Genomic DNA, 13,449 nt, shown 5'->3' with positions numbered 1-13,449 from the left:
GCGCCCTCCCCGACCAGTACAGATTCAGATACGCTGTAAGTGGACCGATACAGATGAGACGCCCGCATGCTCTTGTACGAATCGCTCGCCACACAGCTGCGCGAGCAGATCGCGCGCGGCACGCTGCGCGCCGGCGAGCGCCTGCCATCGATCCGGCAGCTGGCCGCCAACCACGGCATCAGCACCGCCACCGCGGTGCAGGCCTGCCTGCAGCTGGAGCGCGAAGGGCGGGTGCAGGCGCGGCCGCGCTCGGGCTATTTCGTGCGCGCCGCAACCGACGCATTGCCGCCGCTACCGGCGCCGATGCGGCGGCGCACGCCGGGCACGGTCGACAACCCGGCGTTGCAAGGCGTGCTCGACATGCTCGCGCGCTCGGACCTGGTCCCGCTGCACACCGCCACTCCGGCGCCGGCGCTGCTGCCGGCCGCGCAACTCGCCGCCACGCTGGCGCGGCAGCTGCGCCGTCATCGCGCCGCCGCACTCGACTACGCCCCGCCGCAAGGCCACCCCGCGCTGCGCCGGCAGATCGCGCAGCGCTACGCGCACTGCGCCACCACGATAGCGGCGGACGAAGTGGTGGTCACCGCCGGCGCGATGGAGGCGATCAGCCTGGCGCTGCGTACGCTCACCGCACCCGGCGACGTGGTGCTGGTGGAAACGCCGACCTACCACGGCATCCTGCAAGCGGTCGCGGCGCTGCGGTTGAAGGTGCTGGAAGTACCCAACCGCGCCGGTCACGGCATCGACGCCGCACGCCTGGACGCGCTGCTGCAACGCACCCCGGCGCGCGCGGCGGTGCTGGTGCCCAACTTCAACAATCCGCTCGGCAGCCTCACCCCCGACGACGCCAAGCGCGCGCTGCTCGACAGCTGCGCGCGCCACGGCACCGTGGTGATCGAGGACGACATCTACGGCGAGCTGGACTGGTCCGGGCAGCGCCCGCGCCCGCTGCGCCACTTCGACACACACGGCAACGTGATCACCTGCGGTTCGTTCTCCAAGGTGCTGGCGCCGGGCCTGCGCGTGGGCTGGCTGCTCGGCGGCGAATGGACCGATGCCCTGGTGCGCGCCAAGTACTTCTCCACGGTCGGCGGCGCCAGCCTGCCGCAGCTGGCGCTGGCCGACTACCTGGCGCAGCATGACCTGGAACGGCACCTGCGCAAGCTGCGCCGCACCCTCGCCGACAACGGCCAGCGCCTGCGCGAGGCGATCGTGCGGCATTGGCCCGCCGGCACCCGGGTCGGCGATCCCGTCGGCGGGCTGTCGCTATGGCTGCAGCTGGCCGACGGCGGCAGCGGCCAGGCGTTGTTCGAGGCGGCGCTGGCCGCGGGCATCGGCACCTCGCCCGGCCACCTGTATTCCAGCCGCGGCGACTACGCCGACCACCTGCGCCTGACCTGCGGCCAGCCGTGGAGCGACACCCTGGACGCGGCCATGCGGCGGCTGGGCGCCTTGGCCAGGCGGCTGCCGCGCTGAGGCGCTCGCTCACACAGCCGCCGACTCGCCGATTCTCCGAGCCGGAATGCGTTTGGAGATTGCCTATGGCAAGCGCGGTCGCGCGCCGACCACCATGCCGGCGCTGTGCAGACAGTGCACTCGCTACCGACAATCGCATTCCGTACCGAGCGGCCTTCGCGTCGCAGCGTCAGGTCGCGATGCGCCGACCGACTCTCTAGTCCAGCAAGGCACCGCGGCACGGGGCGGCGGCTCACCCCCTGTGCTCACTATCGCGACCGACGCTGTTCGTGGGCCCGCAACGCACCGCGGCTCACCCCGAGCATGGCCTCGGTTACGGCGTCGCCGCGCCGATCGCCAGCGCCGCGCAAGCGCCGAACAAGGTACAGGCGAGCATGGCCCGCGCACTGAGCGGACTGCGCCAGCGTTGCCGCGAGAACAACGATGCAGGTTTGCGGCAAGCGAGCATGGCGCGACTCCGGTCCGGAAAACACGATGGCGAAGGCCGAGGAATCTAGCCGCACGCCGTCTCAGCCAACGCGACGGCAATCGCACAACCGCGCATTGGACGATGCGCCGCCCATTTGTTTACGCGTAGCGCCGCGACGCGAGCGGAATCGCCATGCCACTGTCACGGCAACGCCATCTTGCAGTAGCGATCGCGATGGTCAGGGGCGGCAAAAGCTGGCCGGTGACGCAACTCCGGCGCCGCCGCATGAGGGCGCCAGACCTGCCCCTCTGTTCCCTTTCAAGCGACGTGCCCTGGTAGGAGCGACTTCAGGGCACCTCTACTACCCCCCAAAAGCATGTCGATGCGCTTGCGAGACGCCGACACGCCCAGCCCGCAGGTTCGGGCATCGATACGTTCGAGATGCGATGGGTGGCTAAGGCGCACTGTGGATAGACACGGTGGCGTTGCGGCCGCGTTTTTCATGGACGCCTTGGCATCACGGCCACTTCGTCCTCCTGTCGCGGCTGAAGCCGCTCCTACAAGGGTAAGGCGCGCATGTGTAGGAGCGGCTTCAGCCGCGACAGAAAAAGGAACACGCCATCGCCACGCGCAGCGTGCAGCCCCCGGAATGGAGTTACTAGAGGCGCCCTTCGGTCGCCACGGGCTTTCCCGGTAATGCCCGTCGCGACTGAAGCCGGTCCCACAGCGATGCCCCGGCACCCCGCCATCGCCACCCACGCAGCGCACGCGGCCACTGCCGGATGCAACCGACGGCGCACGGAAGGTCCGATGCGCCACCGCAGCCCGCTCAGCCCTGCAGCGCGCGCGCGTGGTGGGCGATGTGCTCGCCGATGAAGCTGCCGATGAAGTAATAGCTGTGGTCGTAGCCGGGCTGCAGGCGCAGCGTCAGCGGATAGCCGGCGGCATCGGCCGCGGCCTGCAGCAACTGCGGCTGCAGCTGCTTGTCGAGGAACTCGTCGCCGCCGCCCTGGTCGATCAGCAGTGGCAGACGCTCGCTCGCCGTGGCGACCAGCGCGGTAGCGTCGTAGGCCTTCCAGCTGGCGCGGTCGTCGCCGAGATAGGCCGAAAACGCCTTCTCGCCCCACGGCACCTGCGACGGCGCCACGATCGGCGAGAACGCCGACACGCTGCGATAGCGGCCCGGATTCTTCAACGCGATCACCAGCGCGCCGTGGCCGCCCATCGAGTGGCCGCTGATCGCGCGCCGCCCGTTGTGCGGGAACTGCGCTTCGATCAGCGCGGGCAGTTCCTGCACCACGTAGTCGTACATGCGGTAATGCTTCGCCCACGGCTCGCGGGTCGCGTTGACGTAGAAGCCGGCGCCCTTGCCCAGGTCGTAGCCCTCGGCATCGGCGACATCGTCGCCGCGCGGGCTGGTGTCCGGCGCGACCAGGATCACCCCGTGTTCGGCGGCGTAGCGCTGCGCGCCGGCCTTGGTGATGAAATTCTGCTCGGTGCAGGTGAGCCCGCTGAGCCAGTACAGCACCGGCAGCGCGGCGTGTTCGGCCTGCGGCGGCAGGTATACGCCCACGTTCATCGTGCAGCCGAGCACGGTCGACTCATGGCGATAGACGTCCTGCCAGCCACCGCAGCAGGCATGGTGTTCGATGCGTTCCATGGAAAGGATCCCGGATTGGGGGGATACGGCCGGGCAGACCCCGGCCGCATCCGGAGACGCTGCCGCCGCGCGCCACCAGGGCGGCGCGCGGCGGGCAGCAGGCTTTACTGCAGCACGCCGTTCTTGCGCGCGACGTGGGCGGAGAGCGCATCCATCAGCGCCGGCGACAGGCAGTCGTACGGCTCCAGCTTCAGCTCGCGCAGCCGGCTGCGCACGCCATCCATCGCTTCAGGACGGGTACCGCTCTCGATGATCGAGGACACGAACGCGGCGAAGCCCGGCGCCGACCAACCCTGCTGCGGCGACAGCTCGGTATGGATGAAGTCCAGGCCGTAGAACGCATGCTCGGTGTTCTCGATGCGACCGTACATGTGCACGCCGCAGCCGGTGCAGGCATGGCGCCGGATCGTCGCGCTCTCGTCGACCACCTTCAACTTCTCTTCGTGCGCGGTGACCTTGACCTTGTCGCGGCCCACCACCGCCACCACCGAGAACGTCGCGCCCTTCGGCTTCCAGCACTTGGTACAGCCGCAGGCGTGGTTGTGCGCGGTCTGCGCTCCCACTTCCACGGTCACCTTGTCGCTGGCGCAGTGGCATTCCAGGGTGCCGCCCTGGAAATTGTCCGCGCCTGCGCGCACCCCGCCGTCCACCGACGGATGAATCGTTACGGTACTCATCATGCCCCTCCCGGGTTCGTTGCGTACCTGCATGCGCGGAATCGGCCGCGCGCCGGACTGACCGTCGGGTCAGAAATGGATCACGGTGCGGATCGACTTGCCTTCGTGCATCAGATGGAAGGCTTCGTTGATCTCTTCCAGCGGCAGGGTGTGGGTGATGAACGGATCCAGATCGATCTCGCCATGCATCGCCTGCTCCACCATGCCCGGCAATTGGGTGCGGCCCTTGACGCCGCCGAACGCGCTGCCGCGCCACACACGGCCGGTGACCAGTTGGAACGGGCGCGTGCTGATCTCCTGGCCGGCGCCGGCCACGCCGATGATGACGCTCTCGCCCCAACCCTTGTGGCAGCACTCCAGCGCCGAACGCATCACGTGCACGTTGCCGATGCACTCGAAGCTGAAATCCACGCCGCCATCGGTCAGCTCGACGATGACTTCCTGGATCGGCTTGCTGTAGTCCTTCGGATTGATGCAGTCGGTGGCGCCCATGCTGCGCGCCAGCTCGAACTTGCCCGGATTGGTGTCGATGGCCAGAATGCGCCCGGCCTTGGCCTGCACCGCGCCCTGGATCACCGCCAGGCCGATGCCGCCCAGCCCGAACACCGCCACCGAGTCGCCCGGCTTGACCTTGGCGGTGTTGTGCACCGCGCCGATGCCGGTGGTGACGCCGCAGCCGAGCAGGCACACCTTCTCCAGCGGCGCTTCCGGATTCACCACCGCCAGCGAGATCTCCGGCACCACGGTGTATTCGCTGAAGGTGCTGCAGCCCATGTAATGGAAGATCGGCTGGCCGTTGTAGGAAAAGCGGGTGGTGCCGTCCGGCATCAGGCCCTTGCCCTGGGTGGCGCGCACGGCCTGGCACAGGTTGGTCTTGCCGGACAGGCAGAACTTGCACTTGCGGCATTCGGCCGTGTACAGCGGGATCACGTGGTCGCCGACCTTGACGCTGGTCACGCCCTCGCCGATCGCCTCGACGATGCCGCCGCCTTCATGGCCGAGCACGGCGGGAAAGATGCCTTCCGGATCGTCGCCGGACAGCGTGAACGCATCGGTATGGCAGACGCCGGTGTGGGTGATGCGGACCAACACCTCGCCCTGGCGCGGCGGTTCGACGTCGATCTCCACGATCTGCAGCGGCTGGCCGGCTTCGAAAGCGACGGCGGCACGGGATTTCATGAGGTTTCTCCTGGAAGAACGGGTTGGGTCGTGGGGTTCGGGATCACTTGAGGTAGGAGCGGACCAGCATGCCCATCTCGCGCACGCGCGCGGCGCGCTGCGTGTCCGAGGCGGCGGCGTGGCCGAATTCTTCGCGGATGTGCGCCTGCATCACTTCCGACATCAGGCCGTTGACAGCGCCGCGGATCGCGGCGATCTGCTGCAGCACCGCAGCGCAATCGGCGCCGCCTTCCAACGCCCGCTCCAGCGCCTCGGCCTGTCCGCGCATGCGGCGGATGCGGGCCAGGACGCGTTTCTTCTCGTGGGGCGTATGCGGCATGCGGTGCGACCTGGGAACTATACTGGGGGACAGTATATTACCCTGCCCGAAAAAGAAAACGCCCGCGCCATCCCGGATCGGGACGGCGCAGGCGTGCGGCACCGGGCCGCAGGACTCAGCGCTGGGCGGGCGGCGCAGCCGGGGACGGCGCCGCGCCATCCTGCGGCGGGCCGCGCCGCGGCGGCGGCTCGACGCCCTTGCCGCGCAGGCAGGCATCGAGCTTGGCGAAATTGGCGCGCATCGCCGGGTCAGGCTTGGAGCCTGGCGGCTGTGCGGCCGGGGCGCCGTCCGTGCCGGCAGCGGCCGGCGGCGAACCCGGCGGACCCGGCGGGCGACCATGCGGCGGCGGCGGCAGCCCGAGCTCGCGCGCACAGAACTGCACCGCGGCCTCGAACGCGGGATCGCGCGGCGGCGGCTGGTCGCGGCCCGGCCCTGTGTCCGCGCCGTGACCGGGGCCGTGATGCGGCCCGCCATCCGGCGGCGGGGGCGGCGCTGCGGGGCCGCCGACACAGACGGTGACGCAGCCGCTCAGTGCGGCACTCAATACCAGGGTCAACGCCCCTTTGGCGACTCGATGCGACGTCATGCTAGTCATGCCTCCTCCTGATGGCGGGGTGGTGAAATGGACAACGGACGCGGTGCGCCGACAGCGCTGCGCCCGCTCTGCGCGGCGTGCTCGCCAAGGCGCCCACGCACGGCATCGTTTCATGTCGATATCGCGCGCCGTTGTCGCCGTGCGACACGCGGTAAAACCCGCTTGCCGGGCACGCCGCACGCAGCGCAGCGCTCGGCCGCCGGTGGCGGCGCAACCGCAGACATCGCGCCAGCATCGGAAAGCTCATGGCGCCGGCGCGCCGATCGCGGCGATGCGCTCCGCCGCACCGGCCGCCATGGCGGGTGCCGACGGGGCGAGCACAGCGGCCTGGAAGCGAGCGGCGAAGGCCGCGTCGTTGTTGCAGAAATAGCGGCGCGCCGCGCGCGAGATCGAAGCGCGCTGCAATGCCGACAGGGCCAGCGCCCGCTCGACGCCGGCCTCGATGCCGGCATGGTCGACGTAGTGATAGCTGGCCAGCCGCTGCACGCGCGAGCGCGCCGGCGCCAACAGCAGGCCGCGCGCCGCGGTCACCAGCTCGTTCATTGGTTCGGCATCGGTGGTCAGAGTCACCGCGCCCACGCTCATCGCTTCCATCAGCGAATGGCCGAAGCCTTCCACCTCCGACGGGCACAGATGGAACAGATGCGCGTTCTGCAGCGTGCGCAGCTCGGCATCGTCCAGGTAGGCGATGCGATGCGCGATGTTGTCGGCGCGGACCGGTTCGCCGGCGCTGCGCGGGTTCTGCACCACCGTCAGTTGCGGCCATTGCGGATGGCGCTGCCAGGTTTCCAGCAGCACCCGCGTGCCCTTGGCGGTGCTGCGCCCGGCCAGATGGAAGAAGGCATAGCGGCGCGGCACCGCGGGATCGTGGCGGTCGCGGCTGGTGAAGCCGATGTAGCGGGTGCGGCAACCGAGCCGCCGGAACGCCGCCTCCGCATGACGGGTCTTGCACAGCACCGCCTCGAAGCGCGGCAGCAGCGACAACCACTGCGGCAGGAACCATTCCGGATTGGGCACCAGCAGGTTGCGCTCGGCCAGCGCCAGACAGGCGGGATAGATGCGCTCGGAAAACACCTGGGTGTGCACCCGATGGCCGAACGTCTTTGCGAGCCGCGCGCCGACCTCCTGCACCTGCCGGGTCAGCTTGCCGCGGCTGAAGCCCAGCTGCTGCACCTGCTGGCCGCCCAGCGCCAGCGCCTCGGCCATCAGCCCCAGATCCCGGCTCAGACCGGTGCCGTTGTCGCAGCTGACGATGCGGTAGAGATCGGACGCCATGCAGGTGGGACGCGAAAGGAGGCCCCCAGCCTCGGCGCTGCGAGTGTCGACGGATTGTCAGCATGTGGCAGAACACGACACAGTGCCGCGATGCGGCCCGGCGTCGGCATGGCCGCGCGCGTCGCGCCATCGATGGCGCGACGGCGACCCGCACGCAGCGCTGCGCCAGCGCCCGCCGCGAGGGTGCTTCGGATGCCGATCTTCCCGGGTCGCAGGCCGCTTGTCGGGTACGGCGATATTTGCAACCATGCCGGACGCGTGCCGCGTGGGAGCGTCCTGCTTCTGGGGAAGCGCGGTAATCGAGTATGTCCAGGCAGGCGGAGAGACGAATGCCCTGTTCGACAAGCGCGGCATGCGCCGTTCGCCCACACTGCATGAACCTGCATGGCGTTCCCGGCCGCGGCCGAACGCACGCGCCAGATGCATGCCGCTCCAGTTGCTGCGCATTGCACCGCATCCTGATCAGGAACAGACCCGCATGACGCAGTCGATCGTCCGCCTGGCCGGCCTTGCCCTGACGCTGACGTTCGGCGCCGTCCTCGCGCTCGTCGTGCCGCCGCGCAGCGCCCATGCGCAAAGCGCCGACGGGCATCCGGACTGGCCGGGCAAGGGTCAGCTGTTCGTCGGCACCAACTACCAGCCGATCGACCGCTCGCCGGAACAGATCCGGCAGGACATCGCGATCATGAAGGCGGCCGGCTTCAGCATGGTGCGCATGGGCGATCTGTCGTGGGATTCGTTCGAGCCGGAGGAAGGCCGCTTCACCTTCGAGTGGTTCGACGACGTCGTCGCCCAGATGCACGCCGCCGGCATCAAGGTCGTGCTCGATATCCCCGGGCAACCGGCGCCGATCTGGCTGCACAAGGCCTACCCCGGCGTCGACCTGGTCAACCAGGACGGCGTGCGCCTGCACGCCGCCACGCGCTACTGGGACAACATCGCCGACCCCGACTACCGACGCCTGGCACGCCGCCTGGCCGAAACCATGATGCAGCGTTACGCCCGAAACCCGGCGGTGATCGCGCTCGGCTACGACAACGAGATCGGCAACGGCCAATTGTCCTATTCGGAAGCCGACCGGCAACGTTTCATCGCCTGGCTGCAGCGCAAGTACGGCTCGGTCGCCGCACTCAACAAGGCCTGGGCCACGCAGCGCTGGTCGCGCCGGATCAACGATTGGGACCAGGTCGATCTGCCCTACGGCAAAGGCCCCGGACCGAACGAACGCTATCTCGACCTGCGCCGCTTCTGGTCCGACGACACCATCGGCGCACTCAAGGATCTGGAAGCGGCGCGCAAGCGCTACGCGCCGAACCTGCCGGTGGCCTCCAACCTGTGGCCGACCGCGCCGACCAAAGGCTTCGACTATCTGCGCGCGTGGGACCAGATCTCCACCTACGGCGCGCAGGGCTTCTACCCCGGTGATCCGGTGACCGCCGCACTTGACGTGATGATGACCCGCGCCGGGCACCGCACACCGACCTGGTTCAACGAATTCACCGCCGGCGGCGGCGGTTATTACGGCACGCCGGGGCGTTCGCGGATGTGGGCCTATTTCGGCCTGCTGCACTATTCGCAGACCTTCCTCGCCTGGACCTTCAACTCGCACATCGGCGGCGAGGAACAGGCGCTGTTCGGCCTGCTCGATCACGACAGCCGGCCGTCCTGGAAGGTCGACGAATTCAAGCGCATCGCCGGCGAGATGAAGACCCTGCGCGGCATGGGCTTCCCGCGCTATGGCCAGCCCGAGATCGCCCTGCACTATTCCTTCGACACCAATTGGTTGACCACGCCGCCGCCCGGGCCCAACACCATGCAGGAGTATTTCAAGGGCAACTACGGCGACCAGGTCAAGGCCGCATTCGCGCCGCTGTTCGAGGACAACATCGACACCGCGGTGATCGACATCGGCCACGACGCGATCGACAAGTACAAGCTGGTGGTGCTGTCCAGCGCCTACATCATGGATCAGGACACCGCCGACGCGGTGCGCAACTATGTGGCCAAGGGCGGCACCGTGATCATGACCGGCTATTCGGCGAAGGTGGACGAAACCGGCAAGTGGTTCGAAACCCCGCTGCCGGGCCGGCTGACCGATGTGTTCGGACTGCGCACCAACGCCTTCTACCGCTCGCAGAAACCGCTGGAGATCAGTTTCGACGGCGCCGCGCTGACCGGCACCGACCCGTATTACGAAGTGCTGGAACTGGGCACCGCCAGGCCGCTGGCCATGTTCGACAACACGCCGCAAAAGAGCCCGGCGATCGCGATCAACCGCTACGGCAAGGGACAGGCCATCTACCTCGCCACCGCGGCGCAAGCGCCGTTCATCGCACCGCTGATCCGCTCGCTGTATGCGTCGCTGCACATCGCCCGCGGCCCGCAGACGCCCGCGGGCGTGGTGGCGCGGGTGGTCGACGGGCGCACCATGTACGTCAACACTACCGACGCTCCGGCGAGCGTCACCTTCCCCGGCAGCAAGACCGGCGTGCTCACGCACAAGACCTATGCCGGCAGGATCGAACTGGAGCCGTTCGGCGTGGAGCTGATGCAGTAATCCGCTTCGGCACCGCGCCACTGCCGCGCCGCGCGCTCCTCTTCGCGATGGCGCCCCGCAAGAGTCCTGACACGTCAGCGCTTTGTGTCGATATGTGTCTGAATACGACACAAACCCGCCATGAGGCCACCGCCGGCGCTGCCTATCATGGCGCTGCGATCATGCGCCCGCCTTGCTCCGGCAGCGATGGCCTGCCCGCACCAGTTACAGGCGGCAGCGGCCGCGTCTAGACTGGCTGTATCCCGAGCGGCCGCCCTTCAAGACCATGGATATGCAATCCTTCATTCTGGTAGTCGACGACGACCCCGATCTGCGCCGGCTCATCAGCGAGTTCCTGCAAGAGCACGGCTACCAGGTGGAAGCCGCCGAGAATGTCGCGGACATGCGCCGCCTGATGGCGATCCGCCAACCCGACCTGGTGATCCTGGACGTGATGATGCCCGGCGAAGACGGCCTCAGCGCCGCCCGGCAACTGGCCAGCGAGCGCGGCGCGCCGGCGGTGATCATGCTCAGCGCACTGGGCAGCGACACCGACCGCATCATCGGCCTGGAAGTGGGCGCCGACGATTACCTGGCCAAGCCGTGCAATCCGCGCGAGCTGCTGGCGCGGGTGCGCGCGCTGCTGCGCCGCAGCCAGGCAGCGGCGCTGCCGCCGGAAGCGCGCGGCAACGTCTACGAGTTCGCCGGCTGGCGGCTGGACGTGATCCGCCGCGACTTGCGCGATCCCACCGGCATCTTCATCAACCTCTCCGACGGCGAATTCGCCCTGCTGCGCACCTTCGTCGAGCATCCGCAGCGGGTGCTCAGCCGCGACCAGCTGCTCGACTACGCGCGCGGCCGCGACACCGAGGTCTACGATCGCGCCATCGACAGCCAGATCAGCCGCCTGCGCCGCAAGATCAACGAACGCGTGCAGACCGAACTGATCCGCACCGTGCGCAACGAGGGCTACATGCTGTTGCCGAGCGTCGCCCGGCTGTGAGCGCGCCCAGGCAGCGGGGCCGCCGCGGCGTCTCGATCTTCGTCCGCACCTTCCTGCTGCTGCTGGCCGCCCTGCTGACCGCGCAACTGATCGGCATCGCCCTGCTGGTGCTGCGCACGCCGGTCTACGAAATGCCGGTGCATCCGCCGGAAGTGATCGCGCTGCTGACCACCAAGATGCCGGCCGGCACGCAGACCCTCAAGGTGCACGACTCGGCGAAGGCGCCGCTGCCTGCGCGCGGACAGATCCGCGACCATTTCGCGGAATTCATGCTGACCAACTGGCTGGACGTGGCGCCGGAGCGGGTGCGTTTCTATCGCAGCAGCGACGAAAAGCTTCCCAACATGGATTTCCCGCCGGAAGAACTGGCGCGCTTGCGGGCGCGTTCCGGACCGCCCGGCGACGCGCGGTTCCCTCATGACGGGCCGCCGCCGTTCGACGATCCCGGCGCGCCGCCGCCCGCGCCATTCGGCGCCGAAGCCGATGCACGGCGGCAACCCCCGCCGAACGACGCCGATAGCGCGCCATTCGGCGATGCGATGCGCGCGGCGGGCTCGCGCTGGCGCAAGCGCGGCTTCGCTCCCGAATCCCCGCTCCTGGGCGGCTTCACTGCCGCACTTCAGCAACCGGACGGCCATTGGCGCAGCGTGGTGTCGCCGCCGCGGCGTTTCTCCACCGCATTCAAGACCCAGGTCGCGCTGCTGTTCGTCGCCGGCCTGCTGGCGATGCTGCCGCTGGCGTGGTGGTTCTCGCGCGCATTGGCCGCGCCGATCAAGCGCTTCGCCGAAGCCGCCGACCGGCTCGGCCGCAATCCCGACGCGGAGCCGCTGCAGCGCAGCGGTCCCAGCGAAATCGTGCAGGCCGCCGACTCGTTCAACGCCATGCAGTCGCGCCTGAACCGCCTGATCAACGAGCGCACGCACATGGTCGCGGCGATCGCCCACGACCTGCGCACCCCGCTGGCGCGCCTGGCGTTCCGCCTGGAAGGCCTGCAGCCGCCGCTGCGCGACAAGACCATCGCCGACATCGACGAGATGAAGGCGATGATCTCCGCCGCGCTGGACTTCATCCACAACGACAGCCGCCGCGGCACCCGCGCACCGCTGGATTTCCGCTTACTGGTGGAAAGCGTGGTCGACGACGCCAGCGACACCGGCGCCGACGTGAGCTTCGTCGCCGGCCAGGCCATCACCCTCGATGGCGATTCGTTGTCGCTGCGGCGCATGGTGATGAACTTGCTCGAGAACGCACTGAAGTATGGCAAGCGCGCGCGCCTGCAACTGCATCGCGACGGTCCCGACTGCGTGCTGTGGATCGACGACGACGGCCCCGGCATCGACCCGGCCCAGCACGAACAGCTGTTCCTTCCGTTCTTCCGCGGCGAGAACTCGCGCAACCGCGACACCGGCGGCATCGGCCTGGGCCTGTCGGTCGCCCACAGCATCGTGCTCGCCCATGGCGGCGAGATCACCCTGACCAACCGCCCCGAAGGCGGGTTGCGGGTGTGCGTGGAGCTGCCGTGCCAGGTGCCTGCGGGTTGAGCAGCGGCGCCGCGCCATGACGCGCAGCGCTCAGTAACGCGAACTTGAATAAGCAGCCAGGCTCGCGCTCTAGCGGCGTCGATAGATGGGAACAAGCACTAGATAGAACGGGACCGCCAGAAGCATGAGAACGAGCGCGATCCCATGCCGAGACCAAGTATCGGCCCAACCCGCGATCAGGCGGGACGACCCCAGCGAGCCCGCGAGCACCAGAAGTATCCCGATGCGCAAGGCGAGCCAAAATCCAAGCTGACAGCCTTGAGAAAGCGCCCCGACGCCTCCCGATGGCGGGCCACGAGCATGTAGCCAAATCCTATGAAGAGCACAGCCAGCGTGACAAGCTAGCTGCGGCAGTAGATCGGCCAAGAAAAGTTGGCGAGACACCGGCTGATGATGGTCCTCCCCTCGAGGCGGGACTGTCCCATGCCGCTGAGCGGCATCGGCTCCGATGGAGTGTTTTCCTGAAGCATCAATCGCTCCCATCTTCGCCGAAAGCAGGCAGCCCAACACTCAGGTCATCTGTACCGCCTCCGTCCGAAGGCGAGTGGAGCGCCTCGATCGTGCCAGGCGAATCAGGGCCAAGCGCCTGAGAAAAAGCAAAGACTCCGCAGACAACGGCACCGACCAGCGGCACCAACCAGATGAGCGCGAGCTGCCAAAAGCGTTGCGATGGCGAAAAGACAGGCGCGCGAAGTACCGCGACCGATGCGAGGACGTTGGCGAAGACGACGACCGCGAACAAAAGAAGTCCCACTTCCAGTCCCCCCAAAGACCAACGA

General features: G+C 68.4%; 10 protein-coding genes and 1 pseudogene. 4 read left to right on the top strand and 7 right to left on the bottom strand.

The annotated features are described in order from the left end of the window. Positions 1–66: 66 nt before the first annotated feature. Positions 67–1,476 carry a PLP-dependent aminotransferase family protein gene (locus tag AB3X08_RS04205; RefSeq protein ID WP_369936442.1) on the top strand — a complete coding sequence of 470 codons (1,410 nt, stop codon included), beginning with the start codon at positions 67–69 and terminating at the stop codon, positions 1,474–1,476. 1,238 nt (positions 1,477–2,714) lie between these two features. Here the strand turns inward: AB3X08_RS04205 and fghA are convergent. The 6 genes and pseudogenes from fghA to AB3X08_RS04175 form a co-directional block, all read right to left on the bottom strand. Then, positions 2,715–3,545, bottom strand: a complete 831-nt coding sequence (gene fghA / locus AB3X08_RS04200; protein WP_369936441.1) for an S-formylglutathione hydrolase — start codon at positions 3,543–3,545, stop codon at positions 2,715–2,717. A gap of 104 nt (positions 3,546–3,649) precedes the next feature. Continuing rightward, positions 3,650–4,222, bottom strand: a complete 573-nt coding sequence (gene gfa / locus AB3X08_RS04195; protein ID WP_369936439.1) for an S-(hydroxymethyl)glutathione synthase — start codon at positions 4,220–4,222, stop codon at positions 3,650–3,652. Between the two features lie 69 nt (positions 4,223–4,291). After that, complete coding sequence (locus AB3X08_RS04190; protein WP_184412100.1) at positions 4,292–5,401, bottom strand: S-(hydroxymethyl)glutathione dehydrogenase/class III alcohol dehydrogenase; 1,110 nt, start codon at positions 5,399–5,401, stop codon at positions 4,292–4,294. A 43-nt stretch (positions 5,402–5,444) separates the two neighbouring features. Continuing rightward, the gene (locus AB3X08_RS04185; protein ID WP_369936438.1) at positions 5,445–5,720 is read right to left on the bottom strand and encodes a metal/formaldehyde-sensitive transcriptional repressor; all 276 of its coding nucleotides are present in this window, start codon (positions 5,718–5,720) and stop codon (positions 5,445–5,447) included. 115 nt (positions 5,721–5,835) lie between these two features. After that, entirely contained in the window at positions 5,836–6,306 is a 471-nt protein-coding gene (locus AB3X08_RS04180) for a hypothetical protein (RefSeq protein ID WP_369936436.1), read from the bottom strand. A 252-nt stretch (positions 6,307–6,558) separates the two neighbouring features. Continuing rightward, positions 6,559–7,587 (bottom strand): annotated as a pseudogene (locus AB3X08_RS04175) (glycosyltransferase); the annotation flags it as partial. A gap of 481 nt (positions 7,588–8,068) precedes the next feature. On the opposite strand from AB3X08_RS04175, the gene AB3X08_RS04170 reads away from it, so the two are divergent. The 3 genes from AB3X08_RS04170 (at position 8,069) to AB3X08_RS04160 (ending at position 12,670) form a co-directional block, all read left to right on the top strand. After that, the gene (locus AB3X08_RS04170; protein ID WP_369936434.1) at positions 8,069–10,147 is read left to right on the top strand and encodes a beta-galactosidase; all 2,079 of its coding nucleotides are present in this window, start codon (positions 8,069–8,071) and stop codon (positions 10,145–10,147) included. 265 nt (positions 10,148–10,412) lie between these two features. Next, positions 10,413–11,129, top strand: a complete 717-nt coding sequence (locus AB3X08_RS04165; RefSeq protein WP_184412103.1) for a response regulator — start codon at positions 10,413–10,415, stop codon at positions 11,127–11,129. Further along, positions 11,126–12,670: an ATP-binding protein gene (locus AB3X08_RS04160; RefSeq protein WP_369936431.1), complete on the top strand. Its 1,545-nt coding sequence runs from the start codon at positions 11,126–11,128 to the stop codon at positions 12,668–12,670. The genes AB3X08_RS04165 and AB3X08_RS04160 overlap by 4 nt, the downstream gene beginning before the upstream one ends. Positions 12,671–13,139: 469 nt before the next feature. Here the strand turns inward: AB3X08_RS04160 and AB3X08_RS04155 are convergent, their stop codons facing one another. Beyond that, a complete protein-coding gene (locus AB3X08_RS04155; protein ID WP_369936429.1) occupies positions 13,140–13,412 on the bottom strand; it encodes a hypothetical protein in 273 nt (90 codons plus the stop codon). Positions 13,413–13,449 lie beyond the last annotated feature (37 nt).

It is taken from the genome of Xanthomonas sp. DAR 34887, assembly GCF_041245805.1.
In the GTDB taxonomy this organism is placed as follows: Bacteria; Pseudomonadota; Gammaproteobacteria; order Xanthomonadales; family Xanthomonadaceae; genus Xanthomonas_A; species Xanthomonas_A tesorieronis.
This window is presented reverse-complemented; position numbering and strand designations above follow the sequence as displayed.

Bases quoted from the DNA above. Each gene is read 5' to 3' on its own strand.
- AB3X08_RS04205 (WP_369936442.1), top strand. From the start codon at position 67: ATGCTCTTGTACGAATCGCTCGCCACACAGCTGCGCGAGCAGATCGCG.
- AB3X08_RS04180 (WP_369936436.1), bottom strand. From the start codon at position 6,306: ATGACGTCGCATCGAGTCGCCAAAGGGGCGTTGACCCTGGTATTGAGT.
- fghA (WP_369936441.1), bottom strand. From the start codon at position 3,545: ATGGAACGCATCGAACACCATGCCTGCTGCGGTGGCTGGCAGGACGTC.
- AB3X08_RS04190 (WP_184412100.1), bottom strand. From the start codon at position 5,401: ATGAAATCCCGTGCCGCCGTCGCTTTCGAAGCCGGCCAGCCGCTGCAG.
- AB3X08_RS04185 (WP_369936438.1), bottom strand. From the start codon at position 5,720: ATGCCGCATACGCCCCACGAGAAGAAACGCGTCCTGGCCCGCATCCGC.
- AB3X08_RS04170 (WP_369936434.1), top strand. From the start codon at position 8,069: ATGACGCAGTCGATCGTCCGCCTGGCCGGCCTTGCCCTGACGCTGACG.
- AB3X08_RS04165 (WP_184412103.1), top strand. From the start codon at position 10,413: ATGGATATGCAATCCTTCATTCTGGTAGTCGACGACGACCCCGATCTG.
- gfa (WP_369936439.1), bottom strand. From the start codon at position 4,222: ATGAGTACCGTAACGATTCATCCGTCGGTGGACGGCGGGGTGCGCGCA.